Source organism: uncultured Pelagimonas sp. (genome assembly GCF_947498515.1).
In the GTDB taxonomy this organism is placed as follows: Bacteria; Pseudomonadota; Alphaproteobacteria; order Rhodobacterales; family Rhodobacteraceae; genus Pelagimonas.
This window is the reverse complement of record NZ_CANMKO010000003.1, coordinates 199,305-220,445: the sequence shown is the minus strand read 5'-3', so window position 1 is coordinate 220,445 and position 21,141 is coordinate 199,305. Positions and strand designations below refer to the sequence as shown.

Genomic DNA, 21,141 nt, shown 5'->3' with positions numbered 1-21,141 from the left:
GGGTTACCCCTTGGTCCCATTGTTTGGATCACGCCATTCGGCCAATGCCTTGGTCCACAACCAGTTCAGAGGTTTGGAAGTAATGCACGGCCCCTCCAGTCGTTGAATCCTGGTCTTGGCCCAAACATGTTCTTTCTCCTTGGCCCAAACATCATCCTCTTCATCAAGGCCTTCATCCTGCGTGTCGTCGCTGTTCCAAACGCTTCGGCGCTTTTGCTTGTCGTGTTCTGCATCGTACAAGGCATGCCAGTTGAAATCGCTGTTCCAGTCAAACTCGGTGCCGATGAATTTACTGGCGGTCCATTCTGTGTTGCCCTGACATTCGGAGCTGATCAGATCAGCAAGGGTTAGCCCCAACAATGAGCCGGCGGCGCTGTCGACCGGGAAATGTACGCCCGCGACGGTGCGATTGACCGCAATCCTAGACGCCGTCCGCATGAGCATTTCACCCCAATATCCATTGTCCGAATAGGGTGATTGGCCCGACGCGCGCAAAAGCTTCCAAAGCAACCGTGCGGTCAGAAACGCTTCGGTCGCATGCCCGCTTGGTAACGCGCCATGGTTGGGCGTTGGGATCATCGGTTGGACCTGAGGCGAATATTCAATCGGACGTTTGACGGCGAGAATGTATTTCATCTGCATCTCAACAAAGTTCGCAAAGCGCAAACCAGCCTGCAAAAGCTCGAGCGTAAAGGGCGTTCGCGCCGGGTCCAGAAAGGAAATCGTCGCATAAAACGGCACAGGCGAGGCAACTTGGCTCAGTATTTCTGCGGCGCGATCTGTCCGGATATCGGCATATCCCGCCACCCATTTCATTTGCTCTCGAAACGTTTGCTCGCTTGGTCGGGTCATGGAAATCACCTCGCGCGTTTCAACGCGTGGGATGTCTTCCTCCATCATTGCCAGCTTCCAAAGCGAGGCTTTGACTCCATCCTTGTGTTTGGGCGCGGTGATCGCAACCCGCGACCCCAGCTCTGATAACCAAAGGCTAGAGCGAACATCGGGGGACAAAAGCGTCAGGTTCGCAACATCATTCTCATGTAATGCTGGGACCTTGTCGTGAATATGCAGCGGGTTTCCGACCACGCCATCCCTGCTCCTGAGCAGGGCTTCGGCCAGAACCGGGTTCTCGGGCATGCCAAAGGCGGCTTGACCGCCAAAAGCCGCGAATGCTGCGGAGTTTCCAAAAGCGGCAAAGGCGGCAAAGGCCGCTGATGGGGCGCCATAATCCTCGGTGCTCATAAATCCTGTCCTTTCCTAAGTCCTAAACTATTCGGGGAGACCAGCTGCGCGCAGCGCCCCGGCAAATCGTTTGCCCACCTCAAATGGCGCGCTTGGAGACGACCGAAGCCAGGCTCCTATCGTCAAATTAGGCTGCATGCGTGTTAATTCCTTGAGCGCGTTTTGCGCGGCCTCTTCGTCACCCGACAATTGATGCGCGACCACCAGCATTCTCAAGGTTGACGCATGGGTTCGGTTCAACCGAAGCGAGCCTTTGGTAAGCTCAAGGGTTCGTGAATAATCACCCGCAGTCAGGTTGGCCCCGGCCGCCAGCGCGAGAAAGAAAAACCGATGAGGGTCAAGCGGGGCCAGAGCGAGGGCCTGTTCGGCATCGCGAACTCCTTCTGCTCCGCGGTCCTGAAACGCATAGAGCATGCCACGCAAAAGCCGACCATGCGCATCGTTCGGATTCAGCGCCAGAGCTGTGTTATAGTCATCCTCCGCATCATCGAACCGCCCCATAAGATTTGTCAGAACAATACCGCGGTTCACCAATGCCAAACTGTTTTCCGGGTCCATATCCAACGCCCGCGAGGCGCAATCCAATGCCAAAGTCGCGTCTTCATCGGCGTTCTCTGACCACCCTTGTTGCGCCTTAAGCACATGCCACCTCGCCATCCAAGCAAGCGCGCTTGGGTGATGTGGTGCCCGGTCGATCAACGCTTCCAATAGCTTTTTGGCCCAGTTGAAATCGGACGGTGACAGGCGGTGCATCAACCCAACGGCCGCCCATAACATCGTATAATTGTTCAGGCTTTCAATAGGGCGCGACCGCACCCGTTCGATTTCGTTCAAAACGATATTCTTGCGAAGCCTTGAGACGATCTCATGAACAACGCCTTGACTGGAAAAGATCTCAGACTCTTCAAACGAATATCGTTCAGAATGCAGCACGTCGTCACTTCGGCTTTCGCCAAGATCAATATCCAGCACCACGTCGTTCCCTTGTCGGCGATACCGACCGGTGACAACGAAATCAGCCCCTAGTCGGTTGCCAATCTCGCGCTGGTTGACCGTTTGAAGCCGGTAGGGCCTGCACGACAAGCGTGAAATGACCCGCGCTTCTCGCGTCCGGGACATGGCCCCCGAGATTTCATCGGCAATCAAATCCCCCAAGGCGCCGCGATACCCTTCTTGGGCAATCGGACGCGGGGAAATAACGGCGATGGTCGGCAACATCTCACCATTCAAAAGACGCGGTTGGATGGCTGAACTTGGGTCAAAAGAACTGGCTCGGAATAGGCGTTTTTCCTGTCCCGAAGTCTTCAGGGCGACATCGCCGATATCTTCGAAATCGAACTCGGCCGCGACCTCGGACACTTCTTTAACGTCAACAGACACGATCGTTTCGCCAGGTTTGGCAAGTGCGGCCATATCGCGGGCGGCAACGGCACTGTTGCCTGTGACGTCAATCCCGGCCCGAATGCGCGCATTGGAAAAGCCCGACACCGCGCGTCGCAAGGCTTGGGGTAGGTTTTCCATCACCAGCGTCAGGTGATTTTGTCCCCTGTCGACAATCAATGTTCCATCCGTCACCGACAAAGGTATCTGGCCTGCATCCCCTTGCAAATGAACTACCGCGGCATCTCTGGTTTCAAAAGGTGCCGCCGCTTCGGCAAAACCTGCTGACTGGGTGGCCAAACGGTGTTGTTTGCCGGTTGGGTAATTCAGGATGAAGCCACGCTTTGGAACCGTTTGCAGGATGGTGCGTTTGCTGTCACCGATCGCGCGCCGAATATCGGCAATACATTGGGTGAGGCTGTCATCTGTGACGTTGAGATCGGGCCAAATGGTTTCGATCAAGGTGTCCCGAGGGACAAGTTCACCAATTCTCTCAATCAGAAGGGCGAGGGTTTTTTCGGTTTGAGGGCGCAAATAAACGGTATCACCCTGCGCATCCAACAATTGTCGGCGCGACGGAACATAGGTTAGTTGTCCAAGTGGAATCTCCACCAAGGGCCCGAAATCCGACGGCACTCCTTCCTCCTTTTGACGTATGTCGTCCACGTTCCGCCCCCCGGCCCACGTGGTCGTTAACTTATGACATACATCTTTTGGTATAATTGACCAAAGGGCAATTCTACCAAATGAAAAATAGGTGATACGCATCTTTCCATCCGGCGATACCCTGTTCGTCATGCCATCCTGTACGGTCAAAAAAGAATTGTGTTGATGTTGCATGGGGATTTCAATCGGTCCGACGTGCCGCTGCATCCCAATACTTTGGGGGCGGGTTGCAGCGGCGTTTCAACTCAGATGAACTGTTGTAGGAACACGCATTCCTTGTCAGTCGCGCTCACCAGAGTTAGGTTGTCGTAGCCGATGGGCTTGCCCGTTTTCGCGGATTTCGCACCAATTGAAATATTACGACTTCCAACGGTCCAGAAATGCGGCAAGGTCGGGTTTTCGATGATGAAACCGTTCACATGGGGCGTTCCCGTCCGTGTTGCGATCAGCATGCCAGACTTGCCCAAATCAACCTCCATTGTTCCGATCGCCGGTGGTTTAAAGCTGATGGAAGTCTCAAAATCGACCAGTTTTTCGAGCGGAATGTAGCGCCCCTCGCTTGCCGGCAACGCCGCTGTCGACAGATCGGGATGCGACAGGTTCTGCGTCAAACCAAAGGTCGGCTGGTCTCCTCCCCCCGTGCAATGCATCCAATGGGTGCGGAACCGATTGCCTTCGGCGTCCGTGGCTTCGGCGAAATAGGCCCCACCGTTTTCGAGTTTGCCGACGTGATCACCGCCATGGAGGTCCATGTTGTAAAACACATGCGTGGTCAGCGTTCCAATAGAATAGGTGCCGGATGCGTTTTTGATGACAGGCTCCAATTCAATCGGAGCGGTGATGTAGGGGTATACCGTCACGTCGGTGATCGGCTGCGGAATATTTATCATGACTATTGTCCTTTTCTTGGATCACAGGTTTTCAGGCAGCCAATCAGCTCTGGGTGACCAACGTGACTTTGGCGTCGGTGATGTGGGTCGTCGGGCCCTGCGGCGCACGGCGGAAACTGAAATTCGCGGTGCCAGTTTCCCAACCGCCGACAAGCGTCATCTCGACCTGCAAAACCGGGCTTGTGTCGTTGTTGACTACAACCGGTGCGTAGCCATCGAGCGAAACAATATAGTTTGGCCCATTGACGTCAGAGTATTCCTGATAGCTCCCGGTGAGCTGCGCCGTCACAATGTTTGATGGCAGGATTGCTTGCGTGACACTGCCGATGCCGGACACCATCCGATTGGGGGTGTTCACCATCAATGACAACGTTAACTCCGGTGCTCCGGCCATTCCGGTTGAGCAGCGATAATGGACTGGAAACAGCCCGGTTGCGGTATTTTCAACTTTAGCGTCCATGGTTTTTTTCCCTGTTTCTTGCGTGTGGTTGTTCGGGCCAGACCCAAGTGATCTGGTCACTGGCACCCTGCCCTGCCGCAAATCTGAACGCCTGAAATTGATCCGAAGAATTCACGAAATTTTCCTGTCCGAGCTTTCGTCTTTTTTTCGGGTTTCCTTCACGACTCCGGTGCCGCTCGCCGACTAGCGTTTTCTCAACACCGAAAATCGCCAAGGGAGACGGAAGATGTCGAAGAACAGCGAAGCCTTGAAATTCAATACCGATCTGCTGACCAACAAAGGGATGCTCATTTCCTTTGCGACCCTGCTCGCCAAGAAATATCCCACCCCCGATGCGATGATCACCGCAGCCAACGGCTTTATTCAGACCAAATCGCAAAATGGCATGGCGGATTACGCCACCGATTACGACGCGGTGCTGGCCTCTCAGCAGGTCATGCAAGTCTACACACTGATGTATTGGAACGGGTTCTACAAAACCACGCTCATTGACCCCAAAACTCAGGCCAAGAGCACGGGGCCGACGCTTGTTATTGCCGCCACATTAGACCCGGACAAACCCTATCATATTGGTCTCGGACGATCTGAAATCATCGATCCGAGTTTCAAAGCCCTGACACTGCAATGGGATAAATCGGGAGTTCAAAACAGCGCTGGCAAGCTGATCTTCAATCTCATTCCGACCCAAACCAACACCACCGAACGGGTCTTTTCCGGCACTTGGACAGATAGCGATGACAAAAAGCACCTGGTAATCGGCACGGAAACTTCAGGAGATGTGAGTGAAAAAGACAAGAAACTCTTGCCCCCTGGCCTTGTCGAACTTCTGCCGCTGATTACGGCATTGGGGTCAATCGTTGCGATGGTTGGCGCCGTTGCCGCGATGCTTTGGATCGGCAAGCAGTGGAAAGAGAAAAACCTCGACCGGGCGGAAAAAGAGCGAGCAGCCAGAGACAATCCAGACAACCAACAAGACCAACAAGACGCGCTACAGGCCCAGCAAGACGATCAGGATGCCGCCGCGGCCCAGGCTGGTCAGGCGGACAATGTTCAGGATGCCGCGCAACAGGTCAGGGACATTCCGGACGCACAATTTGATCAAGCTGTCCGCGCAAACGACGCGGCGGCTCCCCTGCCCGATGTGGCCGATGCCCGCGCTGGGCTTCGGGCGGCAGCAGCCGAACAGCAGGTCGGCGAACAACGTGACGCCGCCGCCGCCTTGGCCGAGCAAGCAGACCCTAGCCCGGTAGTCGTTCGCGAAGGCCCGGAGGGCGAAGGCGGAGGTGTCGACGTCGATAGCAGCGTCCTAGCGATGCCAGAAGAAGACTAACCCCCAGATTTCAAAACACGGAGAGAGACAATGGCGATGACCGCAACCGATGCGCCCAAAACGAAACCCAAACTCGACGACCCCAAGTTGATCAAAGATGCCAATCGCTTTGCTCTGAAGATGGTGCAGGACAAAACCCTGTTGCTTGGCTGGTTCGACACGCTGACCAAAGCGTTGCAAGACAAGACGTATGAAGTTCAGATAATGGACAATTTCATCGCTCAGAAAAGCCTCAATAAGGTCGATGATTTTAATACGACCTATGATTATGTGATTCAGGCGCAGCAAAAACTTCCGGCGTACAAAATCTATTACTGGTCAGGGCTTTATAAAACCACGCGCTCGACTTCTGGCAGCTCATCCAGCGAAGAAGGCAGCGTGGTTTCGGTTGTTGGTTCGGGCAAGAATAATGTCGCGCCCTTTGTCTCTGTCGCCAAGGCCGAGCTCATTAACTACAAGTTCAATCAGCTGGTTCTGAGCTGGGACAGCTCGGATGGGCTTAACGCAACGTCTGGGCGTCTGATCATGGGCGTGCGCAATGTGGCGGGCAAAGCCCGGCGCTCTTTTGCCGGTATAATCACAGAGGGCGGCACAAAATACACCTACGCCGGTGTGCTCGTTGATCCCAAAAGCGAACAAGGCCAAGGCGCGACAAAAAAGGCCCCGCCACAGACCAGCTCAAGCCTTAAGACGTTGGAATATGCCAATCAAATTATCAACATGGTCAGTCAGGCGCTGTTCATGGCCGTGAATATTGGCATGCTTTATAAGACCGGAAAAGAGATTCAAGAGCTGAAGAAGAAAATCGACAGTGGCGAAGGCAGCAAGGCCGATGAGGACAAGCTGAAGAAGGCCGAGGACGATCAAGAGGTCAGCGAGAAGGCCGGTGATCAGGCGGCGGATCAAGCCGAGGATGTGCGCGAGCCAGTCGAGGAAATGTCGGACGAGGAGTTCGAAATCGGATCTGAGGATGCCTCTCCTTCTTTGGAACCTGAAGAGCTCCCCGATATGGAACCGCCTTCGGATATGGAAGACCTGGAGCTGTCTGAAGAAGAGTCCGAGGTCGCCCAAGACGCCATCGAAAGTGAGGTTGAGGCCGAGGGTGAAGAGCCCAATACCGTCTCAGGCGAAGGCGAAGAAGGTGAGGAAGGCGAAGGCGGTGCCATGGAGGATGGCGAAGACATTCTAACCACCGGGGCCGAAGACTTCATCTAACCTTATCTCCGCGGTGTCTGGCCTCCTCCCTCCGGACACCGCCCCTCCTCTCAATCAGGATCAGACCCATGACAGATTCACCCGCAGCCATTACGGCAGCGAAGTCTTTCGCGACGGCGCTTGCCTCCAATATCAAATTGCTCAACGCTTTTATCGCAGCCGAGCGTAAGATCATTCAGATCAACCCGAAATTCAGCACGGCCGAACTCGACAATTTCTTGGTTCAAAAAGGCTATAGCTGCACCATTGATCAGGTGGCGCAATATGGCAAACCCATCTTATCCGAACCCGCCCATTGGGCCGGCACCTATCACACACAGGTTTGCCCCAAAGGTGAAACAGATTGGTCGGATGGCCCTCTGTTGGTGATCGGCAAGGATGGCAGTGTCACGATGGATGGTGTCGCCGAGCCAAAGGTCACGTTTTCGTTTCTAAACATGACCTTCAGTGAGGCCAATCTCCTGTTCTACATGGCCACGCCCCCCGGCAAAAAAGGCGACAACAGTTCGAACAAAACCAATGCGACCAACCGGGTTCCGGCCTTTATGGGCACCTATTTAGGCAAAAAGATCACCGGGTTGGTTGTTCCTCCCGCGGCCCCCAAAACGTCCAAACATGAAAGCTCTTTCATGAAGACGTTCAATTTGATCGCCAAATATATGGGTCAGATCAATCAGGCCTTCATGATCTACGACCTGATTAAAAAAGCGACCAAGGCCCAAGAGGCCGGCGATGAGGCCGAGGTGATGAATGTCCGCGGCGAACTCAGCCCCGAAATCTCGGAAATGAGCGAATCCCAAGGCGAGGTCGCGACACTTCAGCAATCGGAAATCGAAACCCAGATGGGGGAAACCGGAGAGACCATGGAAGAGGCGGCGGACGCGCTACGCGCACTTCAAGCCGATGATCTTGGTGTCGACGAAGTGCCCGATGTGGCCGAAGCCCAACTTGACGAAGCAGGCGCAGAGATCGGCGAAACTGCTGTTGAAGACGGCGGGCTCGATATCGCCGCCACAGCAGGTGAAGAGGCCGTTGGCGATTTGGCCGTTGATGCACTTTTGGATGATGCCCTGCTGCTCGTTCTTTTGTGAACCACCCTAAAAACCCAAGGAGAAAACCAATGGACAAGGCACAAGAACTCAAGGTGATGCAAGCCTTTTACGACCGGATCTTTGAAATGGTCACCTATTCCACCGGCAACAGCCCGGCGGTCAATGACCCGTCCAAAACCCTCGTTCAGCTTGTCACAGATGGGTCCATCAACCTGAGTGATTTCAAGAACATGGCCAGCCCAAACAACCCGGCCGGTGATCTGACCAGCGCCGAGGCGTTTTATGATCGGTTCAACATCACCGGCGGTATCACCCCGGTTTACACACCGTCCGGCAACGCGGTGGGCAAGCTCTTTAAGGAAATTGTTGACGGCGCGGACGCGACGGTTGAGCCGTCAAAGAAAGACATTGCGGAATACAAAAACGCAATGAAATTTCTCCATTCCGAGGTCAAGACCACCGATCCGCTCACCGGAAAGTCTAAAATCAGCCAAGGGCCCAGCCCGACTTATACGGAGTATCTCAAATACCAAAAGAACTATGCAGATGCCCTCGCGAATTATCGCGCCACCTTCCTCAACTATGACCTGAGCAAACCAAAGCAGCAGGAAAAGTTCGAAGCAAAGGTTCCTATACTTGAAAACGCCATCCAGACGGCTTGGGAAAACTGGAACAATCTCGGGGCGAAATCCGAAGTCGAAGAGGTCCTCGCTTTTCTGGCGTCTAGTGATAACAACATCGTTGCCAATGTCATCAATGACACCAAATCCCTTATGGCATCGTCCCAACAAGAGGCACTTGTTCCCGGGGGTGGCCCTTGGTGGCTGACCTCTGCGTCACCTTCAAATTTTTATGACAGCAATAAGGCCGAGGGTTGGATGAGCTTCTCGCTCAACAGCAACTATCTCCACACATCCGACAGTTCCTATATGGCACAATATCAGGAATCCGCCGGATCATCTTTCCTCGGCCTGATTGGTTGGTCTGAGAAATCCGCTGGAAAAACCACCCATAAATCCCATCACATGCAGGGCAACAACCTGTCGATCACCGGTCAAATGATGACCGTCACGATTGAACGCCCCTGGTACAGCTCCTCACTCTTCAACCTGAATGATTGGAAACTGTTGGGCCAGCCCAAAGGATGGGTCTCAGAAGGCAATCTAAAAGCCATCTCTCAGGCGCTTACCAAAGGCCATCAAGAGATGCCTGTGGTGCCAACGGCCTTTGTCATTGTCAAAGATCTGTCCATCACGGCCAATTGGACAACGCAGGATAGCGACGCTATGAGCACCGCGGTTTCAGCCAGTGGCGGCTGCAACTTTGGGCCGTTCCATTCGGGTGGCTCAAGTTCCAGCAGTTCGTCCCACAGCACATCGACCAGCACGTTCAGCGGCGGCACCCTAAGTATGCCCGATCCCCAGATCGTGGCCTTTGTGAACCACATCACACCGCTAAGTCCGCCAGAAGCTGGCTGACCCATAACCCTAGCGCGACGGAGACCGATGCCATGACCAACCCCATTCTTCAGCTCATGCCGACACCATACAGGCTCCGTCGCGCCACTTATGAAAATGCTTACTCCCCGACCAATAGTAACGGAAATTTTGCCTCGGCCTATGCGCTGCGTTCGCTGGTCGATCCGATCCCGTTGCTGACACAGGAGTACGAAGCGGGAGCCTCTTGTGAACAAACCTATGGGGATGTCCTGAAAGGGGCGGACGGAGGTGGAGACCATAGTTTCGCAAACCTGTTGATCAATGACGCGCGGCAGGTCTTTCAAGAGGCGGCCCTGTCAACGCTTTCCGTCGCCCCATCGCAATGGCGCGCCGTTTCCGCTCTGCCCCAAGATTGGATGAAACCCAATGTGGAAGGCTTTGAAGAAGCGGTATTTCACCCTAAAAGGCATAAATTGACCGGTTTGGGACATCAGTTCCAAACCCTTGACCCCGGCAAACCTTTGGCTTTGCAATTGTTCAACGAAACAGGCGCGCGCCCTGCCCGGCCTGAAACCGAGGTTGAAAAGGTTACAATTTCCGTTTTGCAGGTCAACATTTCACGGCCTTGGCTGGATATGGCCCTTTTCAAAACCAGAGGCTGGTCACTGCCGGGGCAGCCTGCTGGCTTTGTGTCCAATGGCAAAATCAACGCATCAAACACCGGTCTCTTTCCGCTTGTCGTCACTGGATTTCTGATAGGTCAGACGCTTAGCGTCTCGGCCAAGTTCGCCACCGAAGACGAAATGCTTCTCAAATCTGGAGCCGCCTCGGACGCAGCAATCGGCCCCTTTTGCTTTCCAGCCGACGAAAAACTTCGCCAGCACCCAAAGAAAAAACCTCCAGAGCTCTATTTGTTTGGCATGGTGTCCCAAGCATTGCCGTTTTCGCCCAATCCTGACTAGTAGACACTATTCATGGCGCGCGCATTGTTCCGTCCGACTAAGTCCGGGCAGAGCCTTCAAAAGGCGACCTTTTTCACGCGTTTCTGACCTTCTTCTCCGTCAAATCCTCTTCGCAACCTGACATCCGAGGGACAGAAATTTCGATCAGAAACCTTTGCAAAGAGTGCCTCTTTAAGTCACCGGATTTCTACTTTGCGCTGCAAAGGTTCCACTGTTTATTGCCCAGTTTCGTCAAAGTTGGTGGCCAAGTTTTTGAGCATGCCAAGACATTGCTCTAACTGATCCACTGCAATGTACTCGTCGGCTTTGTGCGCCTGTTCGATAGAGCCCGGCCCACAAATGACTACGTCCATACCGATGTTCTGAAATATGCCTGCTTCGGTTCCGAAAGGCACGACCCCAGCGTCGTTTTGTCCAGTTAAGGAGGCCACGATCTGGCGCGCTTCGTTTTCCAAGGTCGGGACAAGCCCATCAACTTCACCGACCACTTCAGTTTGGATAGACGCTTCGGGAAAGACAGCCTGCATCTTGGGGAGCAACACCTCGCGGCAATAATCTTGGAGGCGCGACTTTACAAAGTCGGCATCGCGTTTTTGAACCGGGCGCATTTCCCAATTCACCTGCGCTTTGGGCGCTATGACGTTGTGCACAGTCCCACCAGTCAAGGCACCAACGTTAACCGTCGTCCAAGGTGGGTCAAACGGGCTGTCTGGCTGGGCCATCGTGCGTAGTTGGTCTTTGAGATCAAGCAAAAAAGCCACGTAGCGCGTGGCGTATTCAACGGCATTGACACCTAGATCAGGCGCAGAGCCGTGACCCTCAAGCCCTTGGAATTTCGTCGTATATTCGTAACACCCTTTGTGCCCTTCGATAATACGCATTTCAGTCGGCTCGCCGATAATAGCGACGCTGGGGGTGATCCCTATATCGCCAAGAGACTGAGCAAGATGGCCGGCCCCGATGCACCCGACCTCTTCATCATAGGTAAATGCGAAATGCAGCGGCCGGTCCTGCACGGCCTGCGCAAAGGTCGGAGCCATAGCGATCACGGCGGCGATGAACCCCTTCATATCGCAGCTACCACGCCCATAAAGGCGACCGTCCCGTTTGGTCATTTGGAAAGGATCAAACGACCAATCTTGATCTGTGACGGGCACAACGTCGCTATGCCCAGACAGCACAATCCCACCGTCTTTTTGTGGCCCCAGTGTGGCGAAAAGATTTGCCTTTGACCCGCTGGGATCGCGCAACAGATGCACCGCCGCACCGCATTCTTCGAGATGCGACGCAACATAGTCGATCATCGCAAGATTGCTGTCGGCCGAGACTGTCGGAAAGGCAATCAGGTCACCGAGGATGTCGATCGTTCTCGCAAGCACGTGGCTACGCCTTCACGAAAAGCTTGCGCTCAATGTCGCAAAACGGTTTTGCTGGCCCATCTTCGGTAATCAAGATCGTCTCCGTCGTCTCAAGCCCCCAAGTCTCCATCCAGAGTGCAGGCATAAAATGAAACACCATTCCGGGCTGCAAAACGGTTTCATCCTCGGCGCGGATAGAGGCCGTGCGTTCCCCCCAATCCGGCGGATAGCTTAGGCCAATCGGATAACCCATTCGCCCCGCGCGTTCGATGCCGTGTTTGGCCATCACATCCATAAAGGCGTTTGCGATGTCGCAGGTGCGATTGCCTGCGCGTGCCATCTCTAAACCCGCGGCGATGCCCGCAAGCTGCGCGTCCTCGGCGCGCTTCATCTCATCCGGTGGCGTACCAAGGTAGATCGTTCGACACAGCGGTGCATGGTAGCGGCGATAGCAGCCAGAAAGCTCAAAGAACGTGGCCTCTCCTCCGCGCATAGGATCACCATTCCAAGTCAAGTGCGCGGCAGTTGCATCAAGGCCCGAGGGTGTCAGTGGCACAATGGCGGGGTAATCGCCCCAATCGTCACCGACTCCCGTTATTCCCGCATGCATGATATCGGCGACCAGATCATTCTTGCGCACACCCGGTGCGGCACGTTCAAGGGCAACCTGCATCACCTTTTCGGAAATGCGCGCAGCCTTGCGAATAAAGCCAATCTCGGCATCTGACTTTACTAGTCGTTGCCAATTCACAAGACCTGTCGCATCGGTCAGTTGAGCATTGGGAAGCTCTGTTTTTAGCACGTCATGTGCCTTGGCGGAGTAATAATAGTTCTCCATCTCGACACCGATTTTGGCGTTCTCAAGGCCGCGCTTGGTAAGCACTTGGGCAAGGTCTTGCATCGGGTGGATTTGGGTCGATTGAACGTAATGGTCGCCATAGCCAAGGATATTGGCCTGATCCATCCAACAGGTGCGCCGCCCACCGAGCATATCCATGTGGCGCCCCCACCAGATCGGCTCGCCTGTTTGGGTGAGGATGACGCCTTGATGAACGTAAAAAGACCAACCATCGTAGCCGGTTAGCCATGCCTGATTAGACGGGTCGGTGATAAAGATCGCATCAAGCCCGGCGTCCTGCATTGAGGCACGGGTCAACTCGACGCGGCGGTTATATTCGTCTTTGCCAAATGGTGCGTTTGTCATCCCAGCACTGCCTTTACGGCATTTGCCGTCGCTACAACGATGTCATCGGCCTCGTCCGAGGTAAGACAAAACGGCGGAGCGAACCCGAGGATATCCCCCTGCGGCATCGCCCGCGCAATGATGCTGTTCTGTTCCATAAGCTTCGCCGCGATCTGTGGTCCGATCTTGTCTGCCGCATCGTAAAAGACGCGGTCTGTCTTATCTTTTACAAACTCAACGGCGCATAACATACCGGTCCCGCGTACATCACCGACTTGCGGATGATCAGCCAATGCATCGCGCATTTTAGCGTTCAACTGTCCGCCGACTGTTCCCGCGTTTTCGACCAAGCTAAGCGTGTCGATCAATCGAAGATTGGCAACCCCGGCAGCCGCCCCAATTGGGTGTGCGGAATAAGTCCAACCATGGCCGATGGGTCCGTTTTCGTCCGTCCCCTGTTCAAGAACACGCCACATCCTGTCCGACACGATAGACCCGGACAAAGGGGCGTATGCCGAGGTCAAACCCTTGGCGATCGTGATCAGATCGGGCTTCATATCGTAGTGATCAGAGCCAAACATCGTCCCCAAGCGACCAAAGCCGGTGACAACTTCGTCGGCTACCAACAAGATGTCATGTTTGTCCAGAACCGCCTGAATGGCGGGCCAATAGCCTGCAGGCGGAGGAACAATGCCGCCAGTCCCGAGAACGGGTTCACCGATGAAGGCTGCGATGGTCTCGGCCCCTTCGTGTTCAATCATCTCTTCGAGTTTGGCCACGCAATGCGCAACAAATTCGGCTTCCGATTGTCCAAGATCGGCGCGGCGGAAGTAATCCGGCGCTTCGGTGTGTAAAACCTGGGCCAAGGGTAGATCAAATTTTTTGTGAAACAGCTCTAGTCCAGTCAGCGAACCGGTCATCAGACCGGATCCATGGTAGCCGCGCCATCGCGATATGATTTTCTTCTTTTCAGGCCGTCCCAGAATGTTGTTGTAGTACCAAATTAACTTGACGTTGGTTTCATTTGCATCCGACCCAGATAGTCCGAAATACACCTTTGACATGTGATCCGGAGCGCGATCCAGCACCATTTTCGCAAGGGTTATCGACGCCTCGGTACCATGCCCGACGTAGGAATGATAATAGGCCAACTCCTTTGCCTGATCCGCGATCGCCTCGGCGATTTCCGTTCGACCGTACCCGACATTAACACAATACAGCCCGGCAAAGGCATCGAGCATCCGATTGCCATCCCTGTCCTCGATATGACAGCCCGATCCCCCCTTGATCACCCGCTGAGGGATATTTCCCCGTGCGAATTCCGCGAGATGCGTTGAAGGATGAAAGAAGTTCTCTCTATCCCATTCTTCCAGTTTGTCATTGTGCAGCATTGCTAGCCTCCTTGTGATGATCCAAGCGGATCAATGTCATATGGAAGGAGCCTTTTGCGCGCAGAGGCCAATTTGGGTTGGTCCTCATCAAGGGCGGGAAGCTCCTCTCACCCAAGCAGCAGCGCGCAATGCCTTTATTGCCAAGGTAGCGAAAGCATAGGAAAGATTGTTTTGATTTGGAACCATAAAAACGTGGGAAAAGAGGATCAGCGTATCGAAGGCTGCATAGACGCGGCTTTGGTTCCAGAGCAGCCTTCAGCCGCAGCGAGCGATCCGCCGTTGTCCATTTCTTGGTTGCCGGTTTTTCTAGGGCATTGACTAGAAGCCAAACGAACGAGGCGCAGCAGTTCAGTTTAACGGTCGGCCGAGGTGCAATTTGGAGGCCAGTTTCACCAAAAAATATTGTTTAGCACCACTTGGAAAGCCAGGTCCGGTCAGACCACACAGACCGGTTAGGATATGATTTTCGGGTCGTCGCCCATTTCCATACCTGGGAAGACAACGGTTTCGAGAAAGGTTTTGTCAAAACCGTACAAGCTCCGCATAACCCAAGCCGTCAGGCTGCGAACGTCTCTTGTCGAGTTTAAATCCCGTCCATCATATAGGTCAGAGCTTTCTAAGCCCGGCCACTCTGTCACAACCCGGCCACCATTCAATGCCCCACCAGCAAATAGCATAGCGCCACCGGTTCCATGATCTGTGCCATCTGTGCCATTGGTTTGCACCATGCGGCCGAATTCGGTCATGGCCACGACCGTTGTCCTGTCCCATACGGACCCCAGCTCGTTACGGATCGTGAGGATGGTTGCAGCAAGTTGATCAAGCATTTTGGACAAATTCACCGCCTGATTTGCATGGGTATCCCACCCTGCGATCGAAAAGGCGGCAATACGGGTTTCTCCCAAAAGCCTCTGTGATGCAAAGCGCGCAATTGCCTGTGTGTCTCGGCTACCATTGACTTGTTTGTTCATTGCCTTTTGCACGTCTTCTAACGACATGTCGCCATGCGCATGGCTTTGGTCGGCCAAATGCATGGCTTGATCCAATGCGTTTGCAAAAAGCGGGTGGCCCTTCATGAGGGCGCGGGTTTCCTTCAAGGCCTTTGAGGGAATAACCAAATCCGCGGTGGGGGCCCATTGCGATACCGGGGCCTCCCCCGCGAGGATCGGCAAATTGCTCCGCCCAATTGAAAACGCGGTCTCGGCCTTTAGGTTGCCAAAGCCTTGAAGCATGCGATTTAACCATCCCTCCCGTTCATTTGCCGGGGCGAGGTTAAGGGTGCCAGCCTCAAGAAGGTCTTGACCATCAAAATGGCTTCGCTTGTCGCGATACGGCGTAGAAACCGCATGTGCAAAGCTCAACTCCTTCTTTTGCCACAAGTCCATTAACGGCGAGAGAGCTTGGTGCAATGCAAAAAAACCGTCCAAATCCGCGGCGCCTTTTGCCTCCTCTTGCGCAAGTCGCGCTCTCATACCGGCGAAATGCGGATCACCATAGGGTTGAATGGCGGACAGGCCGTCCATCCCGCCACGCAGGACGATGACCACAAGCCGGTTGTCACCCGGTCCGTTTGTCATCGAGATGGGAGTGATCACTGGGTGGGCCTCAGACGAGCAGGCCGAATTCATTTGATCTTGGTTCATTGTGTTTACCCCTTACATCAAATGAAATTCTGGCGCGCCCAGAGCAAGGCCAACCGCCTCCCACGCACTATTGGCCTGAGCCGTCGATTTCTTGAGTCGGTCCGGCACTTCGGGACCAAGGGAGAAAACGGCAATATCAGTCTTGTCAGGAAGGTTTGGTTGGTAGAGCACAGGCGTGGACATCGCCCATTGGAGCCTAGCGGAAAGCCCTTGTGGCGTCACCCAAGCGGCCCCGGACTCAGACCAACCATCAGGCCCCAACGGTTCTTCCCAAGGTTGGCCCATCAACGCCATCGGATGCATCAGAGTTTTTTGGATTTCACCAATCGACTTGGCAGAAGTGATATCCGTATTGATCGCAATTGCACGCAATGCAGATGAAACATAGTCGAATGGTTTCTTGACCTTAAGGCATTGCTCTTGCCAAGCTGCCGGGTGGCTCAGCAACACGCGATATACTTCTGTCAAGTATCCGCCTGTCTCGAGATACCGTGTCGCCATCTGATCAATGAGCCCTGCGTCCGGCGTATCCCCTAAAAAATGCACAGCGATCTTTGTTGCCAAATGGTGCGACGTATGGGGATGAAGGGCGAGCACATTCAACACCGCCTTCACATCCTCCAAACAGCCCTCATGACTGCCGCCGTACGTAACGCCTAAAACCGTCTTGGCACCGGGTTCAGAGTATTCCGGCTTGTAAAGAAACCCTTCGGAGAAACTGTAGGTTAGACCGGTAAACAGCCGCGCCAACTCTGTGACATCCGCTTGACTGTATTTCCCTGCGACACCCAATGTGTGCAGCTCAAGAACCTCGCGGGCGAGGTTCTCATTCAATCCACGCGCTCCATCACTATCCAAAAGCGCGGCGCGACTGTTCGGTCCTACAGAGTGGAACTGGTCAAGGTATTGCAGCATCAACGGGTTCGTTACCGCCGCGATCAGCATGTCACCAAACCGCCCCGCGATGTTGGGGCGAATAGCGGACTCAAGATAAGTCGACATACCGCGACTGCCCACGCCGGTTTTGCCCAACGCCGTGAAATGGTCACCCCAAAAGAAGCAAAGGCGTTCGCGAAACCCCTTTCGTGTCCAGGCGCGACGAATGAAGTGATTTCGCATCCAGTGGATCTGATCTCTGCGCGCAGAGACGGCCTCATCGCGCAGCTTTATGCGGGCATCAACTTCCTCGGTCTGATCCGTCGCCTTGAGACGCGCATGCCCCAATTGCCGGCGCACATTCAACCGTTTTAGGAACTGCGGAAAACGTTCGATCTTAAAGCTAGCCTCGATCGGATCGGGCTTGCCCAAATCTGTGAGGATATGATCGACACTTTGCGGCGGCTCAACCGTTGGCGAAAGGCCGCATCCAAATCGCCGCTCCGCAAGGATTGAATTGAACTCACCGGGTTTTCTCTTTGAGCTTTTCCAAACACTAGGTGTGCCATTTTCGGCCTTACGCCACCCCAAGGGTTTGGGCTTCAATTCATCGGTGCGGGCAGGAAGAACGTAAAGATCGGTTTCCGAATGATGCGGGCTATGGTGGCCCATGTATAATTTGCAATCTTCAAAGGCATCGATAACCCATAGCGGGAGCTGAAATAAATCAGATTTCTTATGATACAGGCTGATCTGAAGCTTGGGCCGCAGGTCTTTGATTAGATTGGTCGCGCCTTGCAATGCCGGGTATTCGAAACCTTCAATATCAAAGCTCAGCATTCCACGCCCCGACAACTGACGGTCCTGTGAAAACTGATCAAGCGTATTTGTCGGAACAACAATATCGCCTTTCGCAAGAAATTTACTTGCGCCCGCGTTTCCTGACTCAAACCGCATCTCGCCCACTGTGTCTGAAAGACCGAAATTCAACGACTCAATTCGGGCTATATGTGCTGAGGTGGTATGCGTGCGCTCGGTAAGGTGCTCGAAGTTCAACGGGTCGGGTTCAAAAGCAAAAACAGAGCCCTGCGGGCCAACGGCCTTGGCAAAACGAAGTGCCGTGGTGCCAGTAAGTGCCCCGCAATCACCTACCCATTCGCCCGGACAGGCCTTTACTTGCGGGTGCTGATATTGCGCATACCGAGAAATACGAAGATATCCGTGGTCCCCCGTAATCCTGTGCTTGAGGACAGAGGCGAAAACCAGTCTGCTTTCCTCATCAGCAAGATGGGCGAATATCCTCTCGAAGCGGCTTCTATACTTATTGAAAACATCCCGGTCGAATTTGTGATTGGAAAACTTTTGGTCACAATCGAATGCAAATTCTGAAATGCCCTGGGCAGCCAGCCTTACAGCTTTTTGACGCCCGCTGCTTCCAAATACAACGACAGCAAGTTCTGGTCTCTCACGAATTGGGAGTGTGGTGCGTCTATCGGATTTCACACTGCCTTTTGGGGCAAGTTTTACCAAATGCGGCGTGTCACCTATGTTTTTTCGAAACCAACGACCTGCTTCTTTGGCTTCGTTCTCAAAGCAAACTACCGCATAGCTCCTAGTAGGGTGCGCTGCGCTAAAAACAGATCTGTAGAGCGGAGCCTCTCTGATATAGTCCAACAATTCCATTCTTTAATGCCACCTGTTAAAATAGGCGAAATCGGAGACAAATCCCCGCCAACCGTCCTGATAAACCTGGTAAATCTATCTCATCTGAAAATTTCTTTCTCCTGAGACACTAATGTTTCTTTGCCGAATTTTGTCAAGAGATGCCAAAAGCTAGGCTTCAACCTTGAATCCAACGACGGTGGTGTGGCGCGCGTGCGCAGAAATTTCGTTGCACAAACCACCCAAAGGCATGTTTTCGCTGTCCCAAGACGGCTTTGCTCCAAAGGCGAAAGGGTGGCGGTGTGCACTTGCCTCCTCCGCAACCTGTCTGCCGACGTCCTGCACCACAGCCTTTCGGGCCACCGCCCCCATGCGTGGCAGCCTATGAAAGAAAAGACCTTACCAATCAGTTACCCAATCTACGATTGCCTTGTCAGTCTACCGTCGGGTTTCCCGGGCACGCAGTGGTGGTGGCTCCACTCAGTGACTAATGCCATCACCAGAGCCTCACATCTGTGGTGAAAACTAGTTGCTGTACTTCAATGCCACCACGTGCGGGCCATCAGACTCTTAAAAGACCAACATTTGTTCAGTAACGCCCAATTCGAATGGTCTGCTCAATTGCATTTGGTTCGCGAAAACGCTGCCTTATCACTGGTACTGATAGATGGCGTCGAAGTTAAACAAACCGTAATCCCCGGATTTGCGATGGAAATCACGCCCGTAACTGATGACGCTTCCAGCGGCGTTTGTACTCCAGTTCCATTGAATTCCAACCCCCAACACAACTAGCAAGCTATTGCCTTCTTTGTACTTTTGAAAAGCATCCAACAGAATGCGCGTGTCGGGAAATGATGCACTACTGTTATAGTCGCTCATCACCAACTGATCCATCCGCCCCACATCAGTACGCTCGAACAGCAGATGGATCGGATCGCCCCATGAAATGATAAGACTGGCCTTGGTTCCATCAGCACAGACATGGCGCAGGAATTCGATCCTATTTTGGCCACCGATCGAGCCGTTCTTGTCCCAGCCAGTGACCGGCTCAAAAATGACAACAGTCGTGAATTGCCAGTAATACCGCGCCCCCATAAAGTCGCGGATATACCGGGATGCATTGCCGTAATCCCCGACATTGACCGTTTCCAGAAATCTAGGCAGGAACGCCGTGATATTGGCGTCAACATGGGTCAGGCAATCGCCGCAAACTTCGCGAATGGCATTTGCGACCTCTTGCGCCTCATCATCAAAGATTGCCGCGATCCCAGCCGGAGACATGAGTGGGTTGTTGTCCGGGTCATTTTGATTGCGCAGGGCGCTAAGAACCGCGTAGGCCATAGGCGCATAGACCATTGCTCCGATCAAAGAAGCCCCGGCCGCGCTCACATCGCCCATACCGCCATGAGTATCGGCATAAATTGCGCGAAGCACGTTTTCAGAATTCGATGATGCGGTCAGGCGGCGGTGCAAATTGTGGGCCGCGTTCTCGACCACATCGGGCGCGTTGTGCTCTTCTAGCAGGACATGCAAATGCGCAGGTTTGTCGGCATCGGAAGCGTTGCGCCAATTGTCGATATGGGTCTTTAAATTCAGAATGACGTCCGTTTCTTTGATCGCCAAATCATAGGCGTTCACCCGATCCGAATGGGTGCGTGCTTTTTCAAACTGGTGATCCATGTGATCCGACAAACGGTCAATCTTGTTTGACACTTCGGCAATCATTTCCATGATGACCTCATCGGGTGACGGCCCTCCAATGATCATCGTGACGATTTCAAGACCCGCACCAGCGAGTGCAAAGCCAGCCGAAACGCCTTCAAACGCCGTCATGCCTTGCATCACCTGATTGATGCGCCCCAAACTCTTGCCAGCCTCGGCCAGCTCATTGGCGTGCGTCGCCCATGCACTGACTTGTTCGGACACGGTGTGTGCAACATCGATCCCTTGTTTGATTGTTTCGATGTTTTCTTTTGTGGCCAATTGATTTTCCCGACATGGCTAGAAGACAGGCGCACCCCATTGGGTGCGCGGAAAAGAAAGAGAATGACACGAAAAACGCGACGCCCGAGCCGCAAACATGTGAAAGCTTCACATATTATGACCCACCTTGGCTACACTGCATTTTCAACAGCAGATTTGGTTGGAAACGCTGCTTTTGGCTTGATCTGCAGCACTGATATTTTTGGGATAAATCCTATAACGGGGATTGTCCCCATCTTCTTCGAGCGGGCCTGGTTATTGGACGGATCAATTATGAGGCAGCTAAAAAAGTAACAGTCAAACGGAGATGGACGCCCGCAACCGACTTTTCAGAGGCTTTCATCATCAACAGATGGCCGTGAGATTTCACGCAATGTCTTCCAAAGACGTCAAAGCGGTTTCACCGCGG

Annotated in this window: 15 protein-coding genes; 5 read left to right on the top strand and 10 right to left on the bottom strand. The window is 53.7% G+C overall.

Translation table 11 applies throughout. From position 1 onward, the window contains the following. Positions 1-3: 3 nt before the first annotated feature. The 4 genes from Q1A43_RS07455 to Q1A43_RS07440 all read right to left on the bottom strand — a co-directional run bounded on the left by Q1A43_RS07455 (position 4) and on the right by Q1A43_RS07440 (position 4,638). On the bottom strand, positions 4-1,242 hold the full coding sequence (locus Q1A43_RS07455) for a phosphatase PAP2 family protein (RefSeq protein ID WP_299933859.1): 1,239 nt from the start codon (positions 1,240-1,242) through the stop codon (positions 4-6). A gap of 27 nt (positions 1,243-1,269) precedes the next feature. Further along, entirely contained in the window at positions 1,270-3,258 is a 1,989-nt protein-coding gene (locus Q1A43_RS07450; RefSeq protein WP_299933857.1) for a winged helix-turn-helix domain-containing protein, read from the bottom strand. Positions 3,259-3,533: 275 nt separating this feature from the next. After that, complete coding sequence (locus Q1A43_RS07445; RefSeq protein ID WP_299921676.1) at positions 3,534-4,178, bottom strand: hypothetical protein; 645 nt, start codon at positions 4,176-4,178, stop codon at positions 3,534-3,536. Between the two features lie 43 nt (positions 4,179-4,221). Continuing rightward, positions 4,222-4,638, bottom strand: coding sequence for a DUF1842 domain-containing protein (locus Q1A43_RS07440; RefSeq protein WP_299921675.1), 417 nt, complete (start codon positions 4,636-4,638; stop codon positions 4,222-4,224). A gap of 226 nt (positions 4,639-4,864) precedes the next feature. Here Q1A43_RS07440 and Q1A43_RS07435 point away from each other — a divergent pair, with 226 nt between their 5' ends. From Q1A43_RS07435 to Q1A43_RS07415, 5 genes are all read left to right on the top strand, one after another. Beyond that, positions 4,865-5,968: a hypothetical protein gene (locus Q1A43_RS07435; protein ID WP_299933855.1), complete on the top strand. Its 1,104-nt coding sequence runs from the start codon at positions 4,865-4,867 to the stop codon at positions 5,966-5,968. 30 nt (positions 5,969-5,998) lie between these two features. Then, positions 5,999-7,183, top strand: a complete 1,185-nt coding sequence (locus Q1A43_RS07430; protein ID WP_299921673.1) for a hypothetical protein — start codon at positions 5,999-6,001, stop codon at positions 7,181-7,183. A gap of 68 nt (positions 7,184-7,251) precedes the next feature. Next, positions 7,252-8,274 carry a hypothetical protein gene (locus Q1A43_RS07425; protein WP_299933853.1) on the top strand — a complete coding sequence of 341 codons (1,023 nt, stop codon included), beginning with the start codon at positions 7,252-7,254 and terminating at the stop codon, positions 8,272-8,274. Positions 8,275-8,303: 29 nt separating this feature from the next. After that, positions 8,304-9,713: a hypothetical protein gene (locus Q1A43_RS07420; protein ID WP_299933851.1), complete on the top strand. Its 1,410-nt coding sequence runs from the start codon at positions 8,304-8,306 to the stop codon at positions 9,711-9,713. 32 nt (positions 9,714-9,745) lie between these two features. Beyond that, on the top strand, positions 9,746-10,636 hold the full coding sequence (locus Q1A43_RS07415; protein WP_299933849.1) for a hypothetical protein: 891 nt from the start codon (positions 9,746-9,748) through the stop codon (positions 10,634-10,636). 215 nt (positions 10,637-10,851) lie between these two features. Here the strand turns inward: Q1A43_RS07415 and argE are convergent, their stop codons facing one another. The 6 genes from argE to Q1A43_RS07385 all read right to left on the bottom strand — a co-directional run bounded on the left by argE (position 10,852) and on the right by Q1A43_RS07385 (position 20,732). Next, complete coding sequence (argE, locus tag Q1A43_RS07410; RefSeq protein ID WP_299933847.1) at positions 10,852-12,015, bottom strand: acetylornithine deacetylase; 1,164 nt, start codon at positions 12,013-12,015, stop codon at positions 10,852-10,854. A gap of 4 nt (positions 12,016-12,019) precedes the next feature. After that, positions 12,020-13,198 (bottom strand): M24 family metallopeptidase, encoded by a 1,179-nt coding sequence (locus Q1A43_RS07405; protein WP_299933845.1) that lies wholly within the window; start codon positions 13,196-13,198, stop codon positions 12,020-12,022. Beyond that, positions 13,195-14,568 carry an aspartate aminotransferase family protein gene (locus Q1A43_RS07400; RefSeq protein WP_299921667.1) on the bottom strand — a complete coding sequence of 458 codons (1,374 nt, stop codon included), beginning with the start codon at positions 14,566-14,568 and terminating at the stop codon, positions 13,195-13,197. Before Q1A43_RS07400 ends, Q1A43_RS07405 begins: the two co-directional genes overlap by 4 nt. 452 nt (positions 14,569-15,020) lie before the next feature. Then, complete coding sequence (locus tag Q1A43_RS07395) at positions 15,021-16,211, bottom strand: DUF1501 domain-containing protein (RefSeq protein ID WP_299933843.1); 1,191 nt, start codon at positions 16,209-16,211, stop codon at positions 15,021-15,023. Positions 16,212-16,223: 12 nt separating this feature from the next. Continuing rightward, the gene (locus Q1A43_RS07390) at positions 16,224-18,770 is read right to left on the bottom strand and encodes a DUF1800 family protein (RefSeq protein WP_299933841.1); all 2,547 of its coding nucleotides are present in this window, start codon (positions 18,768-18,770) and stop codon (positions 16,224-16,226) included. A 630-nt stretch (positions 18,771-19,400) separates the two neighbouring features. Beyond that, positions 19,401-20,732: a hypothetical protein gene (locus Q1A43_RS07385; protein ID WP_299933839.1), complete on the bottom strand. Its 1,332-nt coding sequence runs from the start codon at positions 20,730-20,732 to the stop codon at positions 19,401-19,403. Positions 20,733-21,141: the final 409 nt, after the last annotated feature.